The following is a 20,719-nucleotide window of genomic DNA, read 5'->3' as shown; positions in this document are numbered from 1 at the left end:
ATAAATCCAATTAACGGTTGCTCCGAGGAAGATATAACATGAAGGTAATGAAAAACCCAGTGACATGGCTAGTCGTATTCACACTACAAGGCTGTGTCACAGCGCCAGATGCCCCCCAAAAGCCAGAACTACCACCAGCAACCTTGGATGAGCCACTGAGCATTCAACCGCAAACCTTCATCATGCGTGGTCAGGTGGTGGTTGGTCACGAAAGTCGAACCTTCACTCCTTGCGACAGCCAACAACAATACTGGTTAGACTTACCTCCAGAGTTAGCGCTAGAAGCACAAGGGCTCTCAACGAGACCTTACCAAGCTTTATACGGCGAGCTGATTGGTCACCTAACCGTGCCAAGCCAAACCGGGTATAACGCAGATTTCACGGCACGTTTCGTGGTTGATCAAGTGAATATCCTAACCGCAGAAAACCCTAATCGTTGTGACCAACCACTGCGTTCAACACGAGTATTCGGTAATGAACCCTTCTGGTCAGCAAGCTTCGATAAAGACCAGCTCAAATACACCAAGATGGGCGAACAACCACAGCTCCTCGATATTGAATCGAGCCGCACCACACCAAGCAGTCGTGATTACCAATTAGAGGGTAAAACAGCACAAGGCAAACTCAACCTTACGAAGGAGAGCTGTAGCGACGGTATGAGTGATTCTATCTATGGATGGCATGCCAAGCTTAACCTCAATGACAGTAACTATAATGGCTGTGCAACGGTCTCTAACCAAGACTCAACGCTGGACTGGAGTGGGCTCTACTTCGCGAGCTCAACGCAGAACACTGGATTCTCTATCAACCTTGAGCTCAACGATGACCACAGCGCCATTACGACATACTCGTACAGCAATGGAGACCCTTCTATTGTTGAGCAGGGCTTCTGGCAGCAACTGAACCAAAATCAGGTACAAGTGGTTATGACTCGCCACCAGCAACAGTATTTAATCTCCGAGCGCATCTTCACGCTCGATAACGGCAAGCTGGTCGCTGAAAAAGAGAAAGTGGGCAACGTTGTCTACCCGATTGCCAATGGCGGTCTGGTGTTATTTGAAGCCAAGAGTGAACAGGCGCAGGTGAATACGACCACGGCCGTAGATCTAACCGCAAAGCAGGTTAACTCCAGTGATCAACTTGATCATAAAGTCGACCAAGCGATCCGTGAGTATTTTAAGATCAACAATACCGATCCAGACAACACTCAGTACCGCTGGCTAACCTACGACCTCAACGGTGACGGCAAGGAAGAGTTGTTTGCTCAACTGGACTGGTGTGGCTCGGGTGGCTGTACACTGCTGATTTTCGAAAACCATCAAGATAACTGGCGCTTCAATAGCCGAGTGACACTGGTTAAGGGCGACATACGCTTAGGTAAATCGCAAAACCACGGCTGGCAGGATCTGATCTTCAATGTCAGTGGCGGCGGTGCAACAGCTGCGAAACACACACTGTCCTACTCTGGTGTCAGCTACCCGCTAAACCCAAGTGTTGCACCCGTTACAGATGATGCTGATATCAGCGATGTGGTTTTGTTTGCTGATGGCATCTCACCCGTACAAAGTGGAGTGAAGCTGTAAACATGAGTAACCAACAAGCTTGCCCCGGTTGTGGCTTCATTCACCAGTGCGTTTGTCATCTAATACCGACGGTTGAAAGCCAAACTGATCTTGTACTATTGACTCATGAGAATGAGCTGTCGCGAGACACCAACACCGGAAAGCTGCTTCAGCAATCTATTGAGCAGTGTCAGTCCTTGGTATGGCAAAGGAAAACACCACCAGCGGAGCTAATGGCACTGCTTGAAGATGAAACACGACAACCGTTTCTGTTATTCCCAAGTGATCAAAGCATCGAGTGTCAGCAAGCTGTGATGACCCAAGCCCAGAATCGTAAACCGCTATTCATCATTTTGGATGGCACATGGCAAGAAGCGAAGAAGATGCTTAACAAGAGCTCGTGGTTACAAGCAGTCCCACAAGTTCATCTCGACATCACCAGCGAATCCTCTTACACCTTGCGCCGCAATCAAGACAGTGGCCATTTGTGTACTTGCGAAGTGGGCATTGAATTGCTCAAATCTTTAGGTGAAAGCGAACCTGCCAAGCTCATTGATGACTACTACCAACAGTATCTAAAAGTATTCCACGCCGACAAATGTGGTCATGCTCTCAAATAGATCAAGCAAGAGCGCGGGAAGACAACAGACACATTTCGGGACGGGACAAATACTGAAAACAAAAGGGTGAGCCATGAGCTCACCCTTTTTACATCGTACTTTAATCTATTGAACCATTTAATGTTTCACGTGAAACGCACACTCTAGCTGTTCGTTGAAAAGAGATTTTACTCTCCCTATCAGAATAAGCGTTGAGGCTGACCAAAGTAGTAACCTTGCAGGTAATCGACACCCATATCCTCTGCGATTCGACACACCTGCTCGTTATGAACGAACTCTGCCACCGTCTTAGCATTCAAAATCTGACATAAGCTCACTAACTGCTGAGCGATCTTGCGTTGCTTTTTATCTTTATCAATATTGCGAATCAAACTGCCATCAAGCTTTATGACTTGTGGTTCTAGCTTCAATATCTCATCAATATTCGAATAGCCCGAACCAAAGTCATCCACAATAATATTCACACCAAGATCACGGAAGTGATTACACACCTCAATCAAGCGACCGTAATCCTGAATTTGTTCCGTCTCTAACACCTCCAAGCCAATACGTTGTGGGTGACTGATTTTTTTGATGGCCTGCTCAAGGTGAAGAATGGTTTTCTCATTGCTGAAATCTTGTGGCGCTAGATTAATTGAGAACGAATCGGTTCGCTGACTCATAAAATCAAAGGTACGCGTTATCATCTGTCGACTCAGACGTGTATAAAGATGCGTTCCTTCAATGATTGGCAAGAACTTACCCGGTGCAATCAACTGACCGTCCTCTTCAATTCGGACCAAACACTCATAGCTTTCTACCTGATGGCTGTGCGCCGAGACAATAGGTTGGGAGCACGCCACAATATTCTGATTAAGCACCGCGCGACTGACACACGACAGCCAGCCAAGCTGCTCTTGGCGATGCTTCTCCAATTGAATGAGCGTCTTGGCGCTCACTAGATGCTTGTTCTGACTCACGGCGCTGCGCCTAGCATCAATCGCCTTCAACAACAAATCATCAATCGAGGTCGTAGGAAAATCTCGACGGCTGGCTATGCCCGCACAGATGGATACCGACAGGTAATCAATATCAGGCAACCCCGTTGGTTCAAAATTCACATGTTCCGTTTGGTCTGCAAATTCAGAAAAACGCTGATGAATATGTTCTTGCCCCACCCAGCTATCAAACACCACCGCCCACTCACCAATACCAATGCTATAGAGCTGACACCCCTCATCAAAGAACTGCCACAGCGCCTTTTGAAAATACTCGCTTAAATCATGCAGAAGCTTGTCACCGACTCGATAGCCATACTTCTCATTGATTTGGCCAAATGTCGTGACTTTCAAAGCCAACAAATGACTATCGGTACTCATTTTTGACAGTTTTTCACGCAGTACGCTTCGGTTAGGTAAACCTGTACGGCGATCAATTCGGTAGCTCGCGGTCAATGCGGTCGCTTGCTGTTGAATCTTACTCGCCATGCTGTTGTTCATGTCATCGACATCAAGCAGAGCATTTCGTATCAATGAAAACAGAGGGGAAATATTGGTCGCGGGTTGTGTCTCTAATGGTAATACCGCCTTGCCTTCACCTTCCCTAAGCGCAAGATAAGTGAGGCTATGATGCAAAATTCGTTGCTGGCCATTATCTTGATAGAGCTCTCCCATGCAGTACACGCCATAGGTGTCCGCTAATGCTTGGAAAACCTCAACCTCTTGGTTGCCATCAATGAAATCAATGCGAGAGGTACAGTTGTAGATAAAAAACTGTTCTGGTTTATGGGAAGCAATCTGTTGAACGCCCAATCGGATTTGCTCTAGGGTCAATGAAGGATGGTCATAACAAAACCGCACCTCATCACCAACTTGAAACGACCCACTGAATTCTATCTCTCCACCCTCTGTTACCTTGAGCGGTAAGTGAGTGTTCTGGTCTTTGGGTTCACCGACCATCAAGGGGAAGTTATACAGTTGCTCAAAAGGGATTTCGAGACCGTCAGCGAGGTAACGATTATAGACTTCTCGGACAGGTATACCGTCCAATTCAGCTAGCCGATTATCTTGAGCGCCAGTCACTCGGAAGGTACGACCAATGGGGTTCCATTCGCAGTAATACCCCTTAGTAATTGCGAGTTCAACACTGTGCAGTGCTAACATGACATAGGCATTTTCATAGCAAATACCATCGAGCATCACCCATCGTCCATGCTCTGTAATGGTCGATGCACCGCCACAAATAGGTAATGAATATATCGACTGCTCAAACGCTGAAAATAGATCTTGGTTATTTATCTGCAAGCGATCGGCGAAACAGATAATGCTTTGAGTATCAGCATTACATTCAAGCTGCTGCCACATCGCTTGGCTATCCCGTCGAGGCTGCTCGCTATATTCGACAACACCACAAGTGTAAGACATCGCCTCAAAGCGAGTAACAATAACATAGAGACCTTTATGCAGGATCACACCTTGGCTGATGTAGTGATTAGCGCTACAACCAATCAATTTGGCGTTGGGGAAAGTCGACTGAATTACTTGGCAGGCAGCCAACACCGAATCTTTCTCGAAAGAAGAAAACACCTGAATCAGTAGATTGTCATGTTGATGAAAATCTATCTTTTGCAATTCACGCTGGGTGCACTTAATGTCTTGTATCTGGAAAGAGGTCGATTGCATATTCACATTAATCGTTACGTTAATGATTTGTTATTGTGCTTATTATAGATAAAGCTTGCACGGAATACTTACAATCGTCTTATAAATAATGTGACGCTAGTTAGACATCATTCATTCCACTAAAGAGCCATCATCAGTGCCAGTGAAGCACTTTAAAAGCAAGTAACGTTAAGGTCTGAGGGTTTTAATAACTAAAACAGTCGCTTAGGCTCACCAAAGTAATAACCTTGCAGATAATCGACACCCATTTGCTCTGCAATTTCACAAACCTGTTGGTTATGGACAAATTCGGCAACTGTTTTGGCGTTAAACACCTGACACAAGCGTACTAATTGAGAGGCGATATTCCTTTGCTTTGGGTCTTTGTCGATATTGCGAATCAAGCTACCGTCGAGCTTTATGATCTGCGGCTCAAGTTTAATGATCTCATCAATATTGGAATAACCAGAACCAAAGTCATCAACAATGATTCTCGCCCCAAGAGCACGGAAGTGATCACACACTTCTATCATGCGGCCATAATCTTTGATCTGTTCAGACTCGAGAACCTCTAGACCAAGTCGAGTGGGGTCGTTCATACCACTAATCGCTGACTCGAGAACTTCAAGCGTCTTATCGCTCAGTAAGTCTTGTGGGGATAGGTTGATTGAAAAAGAACTCTGCTTATTTGCCATGTAGCCAATGGTGTTTCGAATCATGTGCCGGCTAAGGCGAGTATAGAGATGCGTGTCAGCAATAATGGGTAAGAACTTACCAGGGAGTACAATGGTACCGTCCGACTCCATGATTCTGACCAAGCACTCTTGGCCAATCATTTCGTGAGTACCAGACGCCACAATCGGCTGTGAGTAGGTGATAATGTTCTGATCTAAGATTGCGCGGCTTACACAGCTCAGCCAGCCTAGTTGTTCTTTACGATCTTCCTCACTCACCTGAATGTTTTTTGCATTAGTGATGTGAGTATTGTTCCGCACCCCGTAGCGTCGAGCTTCAATCGCTTTCAACAAGATCTCATCACCGCTATCAGCTAAGAAATCACAGCGACTAGCGAAACCACCACACAGAGAAACCGAAAGGTAGTCTATGTCGGTTAATCCATATGGCTCAAAATTAATATGCTCAATACCATCAGCAAACTCGACGAAACGTTGCTCTATCTTCACGCTATCGACACTCGCGTTAAAGATAATTGCCCACTCACCGACACCAATACTGAACAGTTCAACCTTTACCTTGGATTCCTTAGCCACACTAAGGTGCAATCGGTCGACAAAATGATTCGACAGATCAAGCAGTAATTGGTCACCCACTTGATAACCGTATTTTTCGTTAACTTGATGAAAATTAGTCAGCTTCAGCGTCAACAGATGTTCATTGAATAAAATCGTATTGAGGCGTTCTTTTAATACAATACGGTTGGGTAGCCCAGTGCGAGAGTCAATACGGTAGCTTTCAGTTAAGCGACGTGCCTGTTGATGGAGTTTGTTCTCCATCTGAGTGTTCATACTGTCGAGGTCTGCGACCGCATTTCTGACTAAGTTGAGTAGTGGCGATACCGTTGAGTCTCGCTTGAAATCTTCGCAACGAAACTCATTAATCTCGTCCGACTCTCTCATCGCAATATAGGTAAGGCTGTGATGCAGTATCTCTTGGCGATCGTCGTTGCGATATAGTTCGCCCATGCAGTATGCACCACACGCGTTTACTATCCCTTCAAATGGTTTGAGCTCAAGTTTACTGTCGATAAATTCTAGTCGAGATACACAGTTATAGATGATCACCGATTCAGGCTGATGCACGGCAAGCATCTCAGCGCCGTGACGCACTTTTTCTGCGGTCAAAGAAGGATGGTTATAACAAAACTGGGCCTCTTCGCCGACATGCCAAGGGCTATCAAACTCAATACTACCATCATCATTAATACGTAGAGGCGTCGAGATGCACTTCTTTCTGCCGAGCTCTCGATACAGGGGGAAGCTCATCAACTGACTAAAAGGGAGATCTTTACCATCAGCAAGGTAATGTTTGAACACCTCGATAGCCGGCTTGTCATTCAACGCATATAAACGATTTCCAACTGCGTGTGTCACTCGCAATTTCATCCCAATAGGATTCCACTCAGAATACGCGTCCGACCAAATCTTTAAGCTAGGGTTAGTCAATGCAACCGCAACACAAGCATGTTGGTAGGTTTGCTCATTATACATAACCCAACGGCCATATTCATTCTCGTGGCACAGCCCACCAGCAACTGGTAATGCGTAAGGTAAACTCTCAAAGGCGCTATAAATAGGATAGTCACGCCCTTCAACCTGATCGCACAAGCTGATAACCGTTTTGGTTTCTTCTGTAAGGTTTAATTGAGAAGCGAGATCTTGGCTGTCTTGATTTGGGTTTCCGGTAAACGTCTGAACTGTAGACGTTAAATGGGTATCGTTAAATTCACTGACGACGACTAAGGTACATTCATGCTTCAGGCTGTTATCACAGATAACATAACGGGCGCTCTGACCGATTAACGTCGCATGCCCTATGCGATTGAGGGCTGCATTGGCAATTCGACGAGCGATATCAGAGGACTGAGCAGAGAAAATTTGAATAAGGTACTGTTTGCTGTCACACCACTCTCGCTGATCAAATTGAGACTTAAATAACTCCTCAGTATTTGCGAGAAATGTAAATGTTTGCATGCCAACCCTTGTTCGAAATCGAGTGAAATGAGAACCCGCACTACTATGAATCAAAAATTTCGATCAAAAGTAGTCGCCAATTATCCTAGCCTAAACAGGCATTTAATTGTGACTAATGTAACAATTCAATATCATAAATGCGACACATTAAGCTTACTACGGCCATTAAGTTAATCGCATAAGATCACTAAGTTGCTCTATTTCAACATCAGGCAGCACTGTTGCCTTAGGGAAATCATATAAATTGGAACCAGTATCATTAAACCAGCATGCTTGGAAACCATTTGTCTTCGCTCCATAGACATCGGTTCTAAGATGATCACCAACATGGAGAATATTCTCAGCGTCACAATTTAGGTATTGCTGAGCTCTATCAAACATATCTGGGTAGGGTTTTGCTCTGCCGTCAGGACCGGCTTTAAGGATTAATTGGAAGTACTGCCCCAAGCCAATTTTATGTGGGTCGACATTGCCATTAGTAATCGCAACTAAAGGAATACGTTGGCTCAGCTCAGCCATCACTCGATGCGTTTCTTGTGGCACATCCACCTGATTTCGCAGCCACAAGGCGTGTTCTATGCCTTCACGAGCCGCTTGTTCTGCTTGCTGCTGAGAATACCCCAGTTGTAACAAACCACGCTTAATCTGTGTTTCTCGCCACACGGTGACATCATGCTTTAACGCTGGGTTTTCAGAGGCGACTTGCTGTTTGATACCTTGCCACTCTTCTAACGAAAGAGAAGCAGACACAGGATGCTTTTGATAAAGCCACTGCGCCATCTCTTTCTCAACCTTCATGATCACAGGCCAGTTGTCGTACAAGGTATCATCCAAATCAAAGGTCATGGCTTTGATGGGCTTTAACCCTCGATAAATTCGCATAGTTAAACCTTTAATCTAATCTTTATTCTTCTTACGAGCTCTTGGATGAGCTTGGTCATAAGCTTGTGCTAAATGTTGGAAATCTAAGTGAGTGTACACTTGGGTTGTCGAGATGTTTTCATGCCCGAGCAACTCTTGAACCGCACGAAGGTTTTGGCTCGACTCCAGTACATGCGTTGCAAAGGAGTGACGCAGTTTATGCGGGCTGATGTGACTCGCGACAGATTGCTTCTTGCCCCACTCTTCCATGCGCTTTTGCACGCTGCGATGAGAGATACGAGTCCCTAACTTCGAGACAAACAGTGCAGGCTCACCCGGCGAAGCGAGTTCACCACGAACTTTGAGCCATTTATCAACCCACTCTTTCGCTAAACCAGAAAAAGGCGCTTTGCGTTCTTTGTCGCCTTTACCAATCACTCGGATTTCGCCTTGTCGACCCAACACATCTTTAAGATTGATACCGACCAGCTCGGCCAGTCGTAGTCCAGCACCATACATCACTTCCATCATCGCTCGGTCACGAATCGATAGCGGGTCATCCTCGTTTACGTCAAGCAGCTGCCCGACTTCATCAACATCGAGGTTTTTAGGCAAAGGACGCTGTTTGCGAGGTGCTGAAACCCCTTTAGCAGGATTGGCGGTCATTTCGCCACGCAAGACAAGGAAATCAAAGAAGCTGCGCAGTGACGATAAGCGAGTCGCAATACTGCTCGCTTTCATTCCTTCGCGCATGCCTTTACTTGCAAGTTGTCTTACCCACGCCGCATCGACTTGAGACCAATCCTTTAGTCCAAGAGTGACTAAATGAGCGGCCATGGTTTCAAGTTGTTGTTTGTAGTTACGTTGGGTGTGTAAGCTGAGTCCCTTCTCACTTCTAAGATATTCATAGAAGCGAGAAAGCGGCTTTTGAAGGCTATTAGGAAGAGGTATTTTGGGTTCTAGGCTCATTATTTATCTGCCAAGGTAAGGTGTCCGCCAAATGAGCGACAACAAGTGCTAAATGGCGTAAAAAGAGCGTGTCCATATGAGGCTGGAAGTGTCCGCCATCTTCACTAGAAAAAGCGAGTACACCCAGTGGAGTTCGCTTAGCAAGGGGTAGCACTACATAAGAGCCTAGCTCTGGAACTGGATAATCACCAAACAAATCGTGTCTGTCTGCCTTTCTCAATCGCCCTAGATAAGCATCTTTGCCATTGAAATGGTTAAGTGAAAATTTCGAGTAACGCTCTTCATTCAGCTGATAAAAACCTAATTGTGAGAGAACTCGTACATGAGCCTTAAGCCCTAGTTCCAACGCTTTTTGTTCAACAGCCTTGATAACCTGAATGAAGTCACTGCATTTCAACACTTGAGTTTGCAGATCCATGAATTCATAGAAAGTTTTATCGTTATTCGCCGCTAGTGACATCAGGCCAGTGATCTCTTCTTCCAGCTCTTCGATTCTATGACGCTGACGTTTAAGCTGAATCTCAACCAGAGAAACAGCGCCCTGCTCAACATTATTAATAGCAAGGCGATCAACCAAATCTTTCCTGTTTTGAAAGAAATCTGGGTTATCACGTAAATATTCCGCAACCACCTCTGCAGTCAGAGTGTCGCCTTCAACGTAAGACAAAACCTATCCTTTATTTTTTATAAATCTATTTGTTATATCGTTATTAGCAAGAAAGCTGACCATCAAACACATGCGTTGCTGGGCCAGTCATCAACAGAGGTTTCCCAGGGCCTTGCCAGCTAATGTGTAAGTCACCACCAGGTAGACGAACCTTCACATTCTCAGCCAGTAAGCCTTGTGTTATACCAACAGCAACTGCACCACATGCGCCACTGCCACACGCCTGAGTTTCACCCGCACCACGTTCGTAGACGCGCAAGCGAACCTCTTCACGGTTAACCACTTGCATAAAGCCAGCATTAACACGCTCAGGAAAACGTTCGTGAGATTCAAGCAGCGGACCTAAGGTATCCACATCTGCTGTATCGACGTCATCAACTACGGTAACCACATGTGGGTTACCCATGCTAACAGCACCACAGAACAAGGTGTGTACATCCGTTCTTAGGATATACGTCTTTTCTGGCTGCTTCGCCTTAAATGGAATCTTGCCCGGTTCGAACTCAGGAATACCCATGTTGACAGTGATTAAATCATTGTCTTCAATCTTAAGAACCATTTTCCCTTTCTTGGTGCTCACGTTGATGCTGTACTTATTCGTTAAGCCTTTCATGCGAACGAATCGAGCAAAACAACGTGCACCATTGCCACACTGCTCAACTTCACTGCCATCTGCATTAAATATGCGATAATGGAAGTCAGTTTCAGGATCATAGGGAGCTTCAACTACAAGTAGCTGGTCAAAACCCACACCAGTGTGACGATCCGCCAAACGACGGATCAAATCTGGAGAAAAGAAAATATTTTGAGTAATGCAGTCCACGACCATGAAATCATTGCCCAAACCATGCATTTTAGAAAAGTGGAAGTGCATAACGCTTAAAATTACTCCGGAAGAATGTTTTCAAGTTCCCACAGACTCGTAAGCTCTTCACGCTGACGAACCAAATGAGTTTTATCGCCATCAACCATCACTTCTGCCGCACGCGAACGAGTGTTGTAGTTAGATGACATAGCGAAGCCATAAGCACCTGCTGAACGAACAGCCAATAAATCGCCCTCTTCAAGAACAAGGTCACGATCTTTACCTAGGAAGTCACCCGTTTCACATATAGGGCCAACTAAATCGTAAGTCACAGCTTCACCCTGACGCGGGCTAACTGGAACAATATCTTGCCAAGCTTGGTAAAGTGCAGGGCGCATCAGGTCGTTCATTGCCGCATCGATAATGGCAAAGTTCTTATGCTCTGTTGGCTTAAGGAACTCGACTTTTGTTAATAATACACCAGCGTTAGCCGCAATCGCTCTTCCTGGCTCGAAAATCAGCTCTAGATCAGAATGATTGTCTAGGCGAGCCAACAAGGCTTTCGCGTAGTCAGAGGGCTGTGGTGGTAATTCATCACGATAAACCACCCCCAAACCACCGCCAACATCAAGATGCTTGATGTTGATATCGTTAGCTCGTAGTTGATCGATCAACGCAAGCAAGCGATCAGTGGCATCGATGAAAGGTTCGATATCCGTTAACTGAGAGCCGATATGGCAATCAATACCATGGATAGACAAGTTATCGAGTGTTTTAGCAAACGCATAAACAGCAGGAGCACGATCGAAGGCGATACCAAACTTGTTATCACGCAGACCCGTAGAGATATAAGGGTGAGTATTGGCATCAACATCAGGGTTGATTCTCAGTGAAATCGGCGCTTTAACTCCAAGTTCACCGGCCACTTTATTCAGTCGCTCCAGTTCTGGCTCAGACTCTACGTTGAAACATTTAATGTTCAACTCAAGCGCTCGCTTCATTTCTGCGGCTGTTTTGCCGACACCAGAGAAAACAACTTTCGCCGGATCGCCACCTGCAGCAACCACACGCTCTAGCTCACCACCAGAAACGATGTCAAAACCAGAACCCAAACGAGCTAAGGTATTCAACACACCTAGATTCGAGTTAGCTTTAACGGCGTAACACACCAAATGCGGGTGCTCACCTACCGATGAGTCAAATGCGTTCCAGTGACGTTCTAATGTGGCACGAGAATATACATACAGCGGTGTACCATATTGCTCTGCTAGTTGTGAAAGTGCGACGTCCTCAGCCCAAAGCTGGCCATCTTCCTGATAGTTGAAGTAATCCAAAGTTCTTATCCCTTATAAATAACGATTTCTGCGTGTTTCACTTATTGTGATTGTTCAGTCTGTTGAACTTCATCAGGATCATACAAAGGACCCGTTTGACCACAACCAGAAAGTCCAATAACGGACACCATAAACAAAGCGGTAATTAGTTTTTTCATTTTGCACATCGTGATTATTAACTCAATGCCCCCTATAATCGCACCACACTCAGGAAAAGCAATAGGATAGAAAGGATGAACGAGACTGAATTTCATAAGCTGGTCGATATACAGATGCAAAACATCGAAGAAGCGATCGATGAATCAGAGGCAGATATTGATTATGAAGTGACTGGTAACGTAATGACGTTGGAGTTTGAAAACCGCAGCCAAATTATCATCAATCGCCAAGAACCAATGCGTGAGATCTGGTTAGCGTCTAAATCTGGCGGCTTTCACTTCAAGCTAGTTGACGACAAGTGGACATGTTCAAAGACGGGCATGGCGTTGTTTGAGATGGTCAAAGAAGAGTGCGAAAAGCACGCAGATGAAGAGATTAATTGGGCCTAATCATTTGTAAGAAAAACTAAAAAGGAGTGAATCAATCACTCCTTTTTTAATATCAATCAGTCTTGGTAAGATTAGATATTGACTATCTTTGAGCTCCGAGAAGCTAAAGTCGCATCGTTACGATATGGCACCACATAAGAGTTACCTTCTTCAGGGTGAACAATTTGGTAGTACTGAGGTAGGTTAAAGTTAATCAACTTAGACGACACCTTCGACTCATCTTTTACTGAAGTGTAGAAAGAATTCACGCTTGCGATCATCTCATCTTTTTCACCGCTGTACTGGTGATATACCTCAACCTGATTCGACTCGTCCAATACATAAATATTGAAACCTTTGTCGGTATCCTCAAAGAAAAATTGAATTAAACCTTCACTCGCAAAACCATCAACCACTTCTGGTAGCTGATACTCCTGTTCTTTATCAAGCATCAGTAAAGGAGAACCCTTCAACTTGTTGGTTGAGATACTCCGATAGAAATCGACCGAGTTTTCCAACATCTGTACCGAAACGCCACGACGTTCAAAGAACAGACCAAACATTTTGTTTGCCAGGCGAATTGCTTTAAATCGGCGACGTTTCTCTGGCTCAATTGGTTTTAATCGCAAGTCGATACACTCGGCAAGCAGTTGATACACCATATTACGCATCACACCGCGTAGGTTTTTGCTGTAACAGAACACATCGACCGACTCTGGCGGCAACGCATCCTGGTGCATTTTACCCAGTACCGTCTTCAGCGCGTCCAACATCGCGGTTTCGCCTTGGAAATGAAGTGTACGAACTTCATGCCAAGAGTTCCGATAAACCAGATCGACACTGCCAACTAAACTCTTACCTTCTTCACCAAAACTGAAAATATCGGCATTCTTAAGATCCACTTTTAATGCGCGACCACTTAATTCAGACGTCGGGTCATTTTCAAAGTTGATGAACATCGCCAGTTGACTGATCTCACACGGGCTCGCCAGTGCCTGCATACTCGGACGACGCTTACGCAAAGAGAAGGTATTACGTAGATCGCTCACCATTTGATAAAATTTATCGATATCAATATGAGCATCTCGAACCACAGAGTGCAAACGCGTCGACTCTGTAATTAGGCCATTAAAGAACGACCAAGCAACCAATTTACTCAAGTACTCATGGTGTTCAAGTGAAGGCTGACCGAGAATGCGATGTGCAATCAAAGGCTGTTTGTACAAGTACCAACCCGCTTTATTTGACTGACCCTGACGAACTTCGATAAAGCTCAAATCAGGCTCATGGAGATCCGGGGATATTTGTGGATTCAGTAGCGTCACTTTGCCTGGCAACACCTCAAACGCAGCATAAAGCTTACGTGCCAAGATACTGATATCTTGCGGGCTGATAGCTGAAGTGATGTCGTTACGACGTGCAAATTGAATCAGATTACGATAGCTCAGCATCAAGGCATCAAGCAGCGCATGGTGCACCACTTTAACCTGCTCAACCTTCCAGTTACGGCGGTTGTCGAGCTCAGCAATGGTTTCATGTCCCCAGTTCCAAGATTTAGTCATCTCGGTTAAGGCTTCACGACGCCATGCGACAGAACCAATACCCGCATCTCGTGACAACTTCTCGTGGGTCTTAAGATAGAAGCAGCGTCTCACCAAATCCAATCGAGTATGGTCGTTGATACGTTCTAGGTAGCGAGTTACCTTCTCAAGCATCAGATAGTAGCTATCCATGCCATACAGATCAGGTTCATCTGCGAAGAAACGACGCTTGGTGTCAATACTAAGAAGCTGGGTGTTTGGGTATTCCCATGAATAAGCTTCTAACAGGATCGCCTTCAACACCGATTTATACGGTGAGTCGATACTCTTATAGAGCTGCCATAGGTTTGAACCAAAGTACTCTTCAGCAGGAATACTGTTCAGCTTGCCGAAATCGATCCACTGCGAGCAATCAAGATAACCATCGTTACATAAACCTTGGACATACTCGTCGTAGCACTCCTCCATTTCTGGCGGGATGATTTGCCACAACAAACGCTGGCCAGCCAAACGAACGGCTGAGCGGTAGAACTCATCAAGCAGTAGTAAGTGCTGTGAAGAACCACAGTTATCACCGGTCATCTCTTCAGAATGATTCGAGCGGAAACGCTCTTCATCCATCAAAAAGAAGTTCGCTTCAACCCCTAAGGTTTCAGCCCAATCAGTAATAAGCAGACATTTATTGGTCAGGCTATCGCGAGATGCGCCATCCATATCTGGAGATACACACACCCAGATATCAAGATCACTTGAGGTACTTTGACCAATAGACGAAGTACTGCCCATGGTGTACAAGCCCAAGATTGCTGGTTCATCGGCCTCGGTAAGTTTTCCGCCCAGAGTTAATTCAGTATCAGAGACAAATTGCTTTTGGAATTCATTAAGCGTGAAGCTACGAATTCCAAAAGGAACTTGTTGGTCATAATAACCAGGCATCATCGGATGATTGAAATGAAGCAGCGCGGGGATAAGGTTAAAAACTCGCTGGCCCTGCACATTCATCAACGCCAACGCACGATCAATGCGCTGCTGATTTAGATTGTCTAATCGTTGAATCAAAGTTTGAGTGTAAGCCTGCAAGGTAAGTCCTTGGTTTGAGATTAAGTGTACTTCTGTTTAGTTACTGAACGAAAGCAGCAACAAAACGTGATCAATTTAACACTTTTACCCTTATCGGTAAAGCAAAGGACGCCGTCATACTTACGAATCCCTTGATGACTGAAAGTAAAACTCGCGGCGCCGTAGTGTCCTCTTTATTGACTATTTCTAATAATAGCCCATGTTTCAAATGAGATACCAATCACACTATTTTGGTGAACTCATGAAATTCCCTCTGCTATCAAAGTATCGAATGATCAAACAGTAAGAATTTTCGCCTCACAATGGTAGGATTAGCCTATTACAGAACCTATATCGGAAACACCATGACAAATTCAGCACCAATCCGTATCGCGACCAGAAAAAGCCCTCTTGCCCTTTGGCAGGCATACTTTGTAAGGGATGCACTGCAAGCTGCTCACCCTGGTTTAGAGGTTGAGTTGGTAACTATGGTGACCAAAGGTGACATCATCCTAGACACGCCACTTGCTAAAGTAGGCGGTAAAGGGCTGTTCGTTAAAGAACTTGAAGTAGCAATGCTAGAAGGTCGTGCTGACCTAGCGGTTCACTCAATGAAAGACGTACCGGTCGACTTCCCTGAAGGTCTAGGTCTAGTAACGATTTGTGAGCGCGAAGATCCTCGTGATGCTTTCGTATCAAATACTTACAACAACATCGATGAGTTACCACAAGGTGCTGTCGTAGGTACATGCAGCCTGCGTCGTCAATGTCAGTTGCTAGAATACCGCCCAGATCTCATCATCAAAGAACTGCGTGGCAACGTTGGTACTCGTCTAGGTAAACTCGACGATGGTCAATACGATGCTATCGTGCTGGCGGCAGCTGGCCTTAAGCGATTAGAGCTAGAAGAACGTATCCGTAGCTTTATCGAACCTGAACAGTCTCTACCTGCTGTAGGGCAAGGCGCTGTTGGTATTGAGTGTCGTCTAGATGATGAACGTCTAATCAAGCTTCTTGAGCCACTGAACCACAAAGACACAGCCGATCGTGTGCTATGCGAACGTGCAATGAACCTAACTCTAGAAGGTGGTTGTCAGGTTCCTATCGGTAGCTACTCATTATTAGATGGCGATAATATCTGGCTACGTGCATTAGTAGGCGAACCAGATGGTTCTAAAATGGTTCGTGGTGAGATCTCTGGCCTTCGCAAAGATGCAGAAGCACTTGGCGTTACTCTGGCAAATCAATTGCTGGATGATGGCGCGAGAGAAATCTTAACCAAGCTCTACGCTGATCAAGAATAATCATGACAGTGTTGGTGACTCGTCCCGGTTCAGAGGGACAATCGCTTTGCCAACAACTAGCGGATGAAGGGATTCAAGCAATCCATCATCCGCTTATTCGTATCGTTGATAATCCACACTCATCGGATTTAAGCACCCAGCTTAATAACAGCGATATCATTATTGCAGTCAGTCACCACGCCGTGACCGCTGCCCAAAACATCCTTTCGAAAACTTCATCTATTTGGCCAACTTCGCCGCTTTATCTTGGTGTTGGTCAAAAAACTGCGCACGTTTTAAGCAAAGTTAGTAAACAAAAAGTAAACTATCCCAAAGTGAGTGATAGTGAACATCTTCTCAAACTTACTGAACTTAATGGCGTAGATAATAAATCCATTTTGATACTGCGTGGAAATGGTGGGCGTGAGCTCATTAGAGATTCTCTACTCAATCGAGGTGCACAAGTCTCTTATTGTGAGACCTACCGTAGAGAATATATTCCCATTAACGATCACAATATCTATCAAACATGGATAAACAAAAAAACGTCCAAAGTTGTCATCACTAGTCAGGAACAATTGGAGTATCTCTGCTCAATTACCCCTGATGAGTATTTGGCTTGGCTTTCAACGAGACAACTATTTGTCCCAAGCCAGCGCATAGTAGAACGAGCACAACAACTCGGTTTCTCGAACGTGACCAATACTCAAAGTGCTACGAACCAAATATTACTGGCTGCTCTCCGGCCCTAGCTAGAAACAGGAAATAAGCATGACAAGCAAAAAAAATAATGAGCATATTGAACCTGAAAAGAAACAAGACACTCAGCCAGTAGTTGTTGAAAACGAAAAAGCTGAATCTACAGAGACAAAACAGCCTGAACAAAAACTTGATGCCTCTGCGTCAAATACGGTTCAAAGTGAACAACCTCAAGCTGAGCATAAAGAGCAAATCGAGAAAGCAGAAAAACAAGGTAAGCGCGGTGTCAAACTAGGCGCTATTGCGATCGCTATTTCTATTATTTTCAGTGGCGGCATCGCATTTCAAATGCAGCAAAAGAGCGCTGAGTACTCAACTCAAATCGCTGCTCTTCAAACACAACTGCAAAATACCCAATCTGCAGTAAATAAAGACCTGCAAACCATCAAGCAAGAGACTATCCAAGAAGCTTCTCACGCAGTGGAGAAAACTCAGGTCGTACAATCCCAGCAACAAAAGAGTATTCAAAGCCTGCAGTTAGCAGTAGCTGACGTTAAAGGCCGTCGACCAAATGACTGGTTGCTTGCTGAGGCCGATTACCTAGTAAAACTAGCAGGTCGTAAATTGTTCCTTGAGCATGATGCCGTTAGCGCAACCAAACTAATGGAAAGCGCCGATCAACGTATCGCCGCACTAAATGACCCAAGCTTAGTATCACTGCGCCAATCAATGACCAATGACATTACTAAGCTTCGCACTATCCCTCTTATCGACCGCGATGGCTTAGTTTTACGCATCACAAGCCTACAACAGCAAGTCGATACGCTACCGCTTGCCAATGCAATTCTTCCAGAAGCTGCAGTTGTTGAGAAAAAAGCGGTATCAAAAGATATTAATGATTGGCAGAACAACCTGATGACGTCGATGAAAGACTTCTCAGAAAACTTCATCACCTTCCGTAGTCGTGATGGTGAAGTCATCCCTCTACTCTCTCCTGAGCAACACTTCTACCTACGTGAGAATATCAAGGGTAAATTAGAGACCGCAATTCGTGCTGTCTACAAAGAGCAAGGTGATGTCTACAGTGCAGCACTTAATACCGCTAGCGAGTGGTCGAAAGCGTACCTGAACCAAGATAACAACTCAGTGATCGAATTTGAGAAGGCGATTAAACAGTTAAGTGAGCAGAATATCTCTGTGAAATACCCTGTAAAACTTGAGTCTCAAAATGAGTTGTCAGATGTTATACGTGAGCGCCTACGTCGTGAAGTGACCGTTATGACCACGGAGGAGAAATAATGATTCGCTGGATTTTTCTTTTTCTCGTTCTAGGTGCCGGATTAGTTGTCGGTACCCAGTTCTCAGGTCAGCAAGGTTATGTCCTGATCTCGATAGCAAATAAGACCATTGAGATGAGCGTGACAACACTGGTTATTTTTGTCATTGCTCTTCTAGCTGCTCTATTCGGCTTGGAGTACCTATTCAAAAAGCTTATGTACGCAAGCTCGACGACTTGGAACTGGTTCAGTGTTCGTAAACTAAAACGTTCTCGTCGTTATACCAATGAAGGCATCATCAAACTTCTTGAAGGTGATTGGAAAGGCGCAGAGAGGAAAGTAACTCGCTGGGCTAATCATCACGACATGCCTCTGCTTTGTTATTTAGTCGCTTCTCAAGCTGCCCATGAACAAGGTAATACGAGTGAGCGTGATAAATACATCGAACTTGCTAGCCAGCAAGAGGACTCTCTACTAGCCGTTGAGCTAACTAAAGCAAAACAACAAATCAGTGAGTCGAACTACGAAGCCGCATTCGATACACTTTCGACCTTAAAAGGTACATATCCTAATAACACCGCTGTACTTGGCCTACTAAAAGCCACCTACATGCAGCTTAAACTCTGGCAACCATTACTAGAGTTAACGCCTAAGCTAGCCAAAAACAAGCTTCTTACGGCTGATGAGCAAGTTGAGTTAGAACAAAAAGCACAATGCGGCTTGCTTCACGATGTGGCACAGCAGCAAGGTAGCGAAGGTTTAATCAGCCATTGGAACAAGCTTTCAAGAAAGCAGAAACAAAGCTCTCACCTTGTTTCCTGCTTTGTGAAGCAACTGATCGCTCGTAAAGCTGACTCAGAAGCCTTCACTGTGATCAAAGAAAACATTGCGAAGAGTGGTTCAAATGAGCTCTACATGTTGCTTCCAGAGCTTAACCTTGCCGATCACCACCCAGTCGTTGTGATGCTAGAGCGCGCCATCAGTAAAGATGGTGGCAATGCCGAAGCACACAGCGCATTGGCTCAGTTCTACCTAAGAGAACAGAAGTGGTCAGAAGCACAAACCCACTTCGAGAAAGCACTAGCACTTCGCTCAAACGTATCAGATTACGGATACTTATCTGATGCACTAGAAAAGCAAAACTTAACGAAGGCTGCTCACGAAGTTTCTCGCAAGGCACTCGCTCTCGTTCAACCAGCTTAAACTGACACAACTAACATGAAGCCGATGCCAAGCATCGGCTTTTTTGTATCTACTGTTTACCTTCGATAACTTCCTCAGTACCAATAAGCAAACACTAGAGATGGTAGTAAAAGTCTTCCATCCAGATCCCTTCTCCACACCCAGCTTATTGCTGACCGAAGCACCGTCCATTTTTAATAAGGCCTGCCTAGCTCGGAACAATCCATAAGTCACACATCTTGATCATTGGATTTCAAATGCTATTAATGCTTTATAAGTACTGATTTTAAGTCATGAGGTTAAATCCTCATGAAATCACCCGCAAGGTTTCCTAAAAAACACTGAGGGATACTTTAGAGCTATCCGTATGCAGTTTTAGCCAATTATAAAACAAGCTGTTTAGAATCCATTTGAGCTGACTGACAACCTTTATATAGATTTTTGAAGGAATAACGATCAGATAGCTTAGTTTAAGATTGAAGAAGTGAATGTATAGCAGCGGAGTTTCAGACTCTAGACGAAATCAATGCTGAGACACAATAAAACTCCGAAGTTTAAAGCGCGGCTTAATCACTCAACAGAAGTAATTAAGAAGCCACAGCCACTTAGAGAACTCCTGCTAACTTATTAATTAATATCAATTTGTCATGTTAGATCGCAAAGCCCGGCTATTGCTTAGCATAGCTTTCTAATCAATCGTCGATTCAACGATTACTAGCCAAAACAACCTTTTACGGAAGCCAAAGCCAAGAGTTAAAATACATACCCCAGAAACGACGAAAGCCTAGTCGTCAGACTAGGCTTTCTAATAAGTAGCGGAATGGATGGGATTGTGGACTTCTGGCAAACCCTTTGTAGGACTCACTCGGCCGAAGGGCAAAACACTTTTATTGAGATGTAAAAAAGCCCTGCTATTTCTAGCAGGGCTTTTCTAATAAGTGGCGGAGTGGACGGGACTCGAACCCGCGACCCCCGGCGTGACA

16 protein-coding genes are annotated in these 20,719 nt (G+C 44.9%); 7 read left to right on the top strand and 9 right to left on the bottom strand.

From position 1 onward, the window contains the following. Nucleotides 1-38: 38 nt before the first annotated feature. Together ACED60_RS20770 and ACED60_RS20765 are read left to right on the top strand one after the other, a co-directional pair. The gene (locus tag ACED60_RS20770) at nt 39-1,583 is read left to right on the top strand and encodes a COG3650 family protein (protein ID WP_371728367.1); all 1,545 of its coding nucleotides are present in this window, start codon (nt 39-41) and stop codon (nt 1,581-1,583) included. Between the two features lie 2 nt (nt 1,584-1,585). Beyond that, nucleotides 1,586-2,182 carry a tRNA-uridine aminocarboxypropyltransferase gene (locus ACED60_RS20765; protein WP_371728366.1) on the top strand — a complete coding sequence of 199 codons (597 nt, stop codon included), beginning with the start codon at nt 1,586-1,588 and terminating at the stop codon, nt 2,180-2,182. 179 nt (nt 2,183-2,361) lie between these two features. On the opposite strand, the gene ACED60_RS20760 is transcribed toward ACED60_RS20765, so the two are convergent. The 8 genes from ACED60_RS20760 to ACED60_RS20725 all read right to left on the bottom strand — a co-directional run bounded on the left by ACED60_RS20760 (nt 2,362) and on the right by ACED60_RS20725 (nt 12,422). Further along, entirely contained in the window at nt 2,362-4,842 is a 2,481-nt protein-coding gene (locus ACED60_RS20760) for an EAL domain-containing protein (RefSeq protein ID WP_371728377.1), read from the bottom strand. A gap of 191 nt (nt 4,843-5,033) precedes the next feature. Next, entirely contained in the window at nt 5,034-7,532 is a 2,499-nt protein-coding gene (locus ACED60_RS20755) for an EAL domain-containing protein (RefSeq protein ID WP_371728365.1), read from the bottom strand. A 165-nt stretch (nt 7,533-7,697) separates the two neighbouring features. After that, nucleotides 7,698-8,414 (bottom strand): 5-amino-6-(5-phospho-D-ribitylamino)uracil phosphatase YigB, encoded by a 717-nt coding sequence (gene yigB, locus ACED60_RS20750; RefSeq protein ID WP_371728364.1) that lies wholly within the window; start codon nt 8,412-8,414, stop codon nt 7,698-7,700. Nucleotides 8,415-8,429: 15 nt separating this feature from the next. After that, nucleotides 8,430-9,362: a tyrosine recombinase XerC gene (gene xerC / locus ACED60_RS20745; RefSeq protein ID WP_086048531.1), complete on the bottom strand. Its 933-nt coding sequence runs from the start codon at nt 9,360-9,362 to the stop codon at nt 8,430-8,432. After that, entirely contained in the window at nt 9,331-10,029 is a 699-nt protein-coding gene (locus ACED60_RS20740; RefSeq protein WP_371728363.1) for a DUF484 family protein, read from the bottom strand. The genes xerC and ACED60_RS20740 overlap by 32 nt, the downstream gene beginning before the upstream one ends. 43 nt (nt 10,030-10,072) lie before the next feature. Then, complete coding sequence (dapF, locus tag ACED60_RS20735; protein ID WP_009848210.1) at nt 10,073-10,903, bottom strand: diaminopimelate epimerase; 831 nt, start codon at nt 10,901-10,903, stop codon at nt 10,073-10,075. An 11-nt stretch (nt 10,904-10,914) separates the two neighbouring features. Continuing rightward, the gene (gene lysA / locus ACED60_RS20730; protein WP_009848209.1) at nt 10,915-12,168 is read right to left on the bottom strand and encodes a diaminopimelate decarboxylase; all 1,254 of its coding nucleotides are present in this window, start codon (nt 12,166-12,168) and stop codon (nt 10,915-10,917) included. A gap of 41 nt (nt 12,169-12,209) precedes the next feature. Further along, a complete protein-coding gene (locus ACED60_RS20725) occupies nt 12,210-12,422 on the bottom strand; it encodes a lipoprotein (protein ID WP_009848208.1) in 213 nt (70 codons plus the stop codon). Here ACED60_RS20725 and cyaY point away from each other — a divergent pair. Continuing rightward, the gene (cyaY, locus tag ACED60_RS20720; RefSeq protein ID WP_371728362.1) at nt 12,402-12,716 is read left to right on the top strand and encodes an iron donor protein CyaY; all 315 of its coding nucleotides are present in this window, start codon (nt 12,402-12,404) and stop codon (nt 12,714-12,716) included. The two genes, ACED60_RS20725 and cyaY, sit on opposite strands and share 21 nt — an antisense overlap. A gap of 71 nt (nt 12,717-12,787) precedes the next feature. On the opposite strand, the gene ACED60_RS20715 is transcribed toward cyaY, so the two are convergent. Beyond that, complete coding sequence (locus ACED60_RS20715; RefSeq protein WP_371728361.1) at nt 12,788-15,316, bottom strand: class I adenylate cyclase; 2,529 nt, start codon at nt 15,314-15,316, stop codon at nt 12,788-12,790. A gap of 344 nt (nt 15,317-15,660) precedes the next feature. Between ACED60_RS20715 and hemC the strand changes: the two genes are divergently transcribed. The 4 genes from hemC to ACED60_RS20695 are packed head-to-tail and all read left to right on the top strand — an operon-like array spanning nt 15,661 to nt 19,757. Further along, complete coding sequence (gene hemC / locus ACED60_RS20710; RefSeq protein ID WP_009848205.1) at nt 15,661-16,599, top strand: hydroxymethylbilane synthase; 939 nt, start codon at nt 15,661-15,663, stop codon at nt 16,597-16,599. A 2-nt stretch (nt 16,600-16,601) separates the two neighbouring features. After that, nucleotides 16,602-17,330: a uroporphyrinogen-III synthase gene (locus ACED60_RS20705; protein WP_371728360.1), complete on the top strand. Its 729-nt coding sequence runs from the start codon at nt 16,602-16,604 to the stop codon at nt 17,328-17,330. 19 nt (nt 17,331-17,349) lie between these two features. Further along, a complete protein-coding gene (locus tag ACED60_RS20700; RefSeq protein WP_371728359.1) occupies nt 17,350-18,576 on the top strand; it encodes a uroporphyrinogen-III C-methyltransferase in 1,227 nt (408 codons plus the stop codon). Then, nucleotides 18,576-19,757 (top strand): heme biosynthesis protein HemY, encoded by a 1,182-nt coding sequence (locus ACED60_RS20695; protein WP_054542665.1) that lies wholly within the window; start codon nt 18,576-18,578, stop codon nt 19,755-19,757. Before ACED60_RS20700 ends, ACED60_RS20695 begins: the two co-directional genes overlap by 1 nt. The last annotated feature ends 962 nt before the right edge of the window (nt 19,758-20,719 follow it).

Source organism: Vibrio sp. 1F279, assembly GCF_041439815.1.
Lineage (GTDB): Bacteria > Pseudomonadota > Gammaproteobacteria > Enterobacterales > Vibrionaceae > Vibrio > Vibrio tasmaniensis_A.
This window is presented reverse-complemented; position numbering and strand designations above follow the sequence as displayed.

Excerpts from the sequence above, each read along its gene's own strand:
- xerC (WP_086048531.1), bottom strand. The coding sequence starts at position 9,362 with ATGAGCCTAGAACCCAAAATACCTCTTCCTAATAGCCTTCAAAAGCCG.
- yigB (WP_371728364.1), bottom strand. The coding sequence starts at position 8,414 with ATGCGAATTTATCGAGGGTTAAAGCCCATCAAAGCCATGACCTTTGAT.
- ACED60_RS20705 (WP_371728360.1), top strand. The coding sequence starts at position 16,602 with ATGACAGTGTTGGTGACTCGTCCCGGTTCAGAGGGACAATCGCTTTGC.
- ACED60_RS20770 (WP_371728367.1), top strand. The coding sequence starts at position 39 with ATGAAGGTAATGAAAAACCCAGTGACATGGCTAGTCGTATTCACACTA.
- ACED60_RS20695 (WP_054542665.1), top strand. The coding sequence starts at position 18,576 with ATGATTCGCTGGATTTTTCTTTTTCTCGTTCTAGGTGCCGGATTAGTT.
- hemC (WP_009848205.1), top strand. The coding sequence starts at position 15,661 with ATGACAAATTCAGCACCAATCCGTATCGCGACCAGAAAAAGCCCTCTT.
- ACED60_RS20765 (WP_371728366.1), top strand. The coding sequence starts at position 1,586 with ATGAGTAACCAACAAGCTTGCCCCGGTTGTGGCTTCATTCACCAGTGC.
- ACED60_RS20760 (WP_371728377.1), bottom strand. The coding sequence starts at position 4,842 with ATGCAATCGACCTCTTTCCAGATACAAGACATTAAGTGCACCCAGCGT.
- dapF (WP_009848210.1), bottom strand. The coding sequence starts at position 10,903 with ATGCACTTCCACTTTTCTAAAATGCATGGTTTGGGCAATGATTTCATG.
- ACED60_RS20700 (WP_371728359.1), top strand. The coding sequence starts at position 17,350 with ATGACAAGCAAAAAAAATAATGAGCATATTGAACCTGAAAAGAAACAA.
- ACED60_RS20755 (WP_371728365.1), bottom strand. The coding sequence starts at position 7,532 with ATGCAAACATTTACATTTCTCGCAAATACTGAGGAGTTATTTAAGTCT.
- ACED60_RS20725 (WP_009848208.1), bottom strand. The coding sequence starts at position 12,422 with ATGAAATTCAGTCTCGTTCATCCTTTCTATCCTATTGCTTTTCCTGAG.
- cyaY (WP_371728362.1), top strand. The coding sequence starts at position 12,402 with ATGAACGAGACTGAATTTCATAAGCTGGTCGATATACAGATGCAAAAC.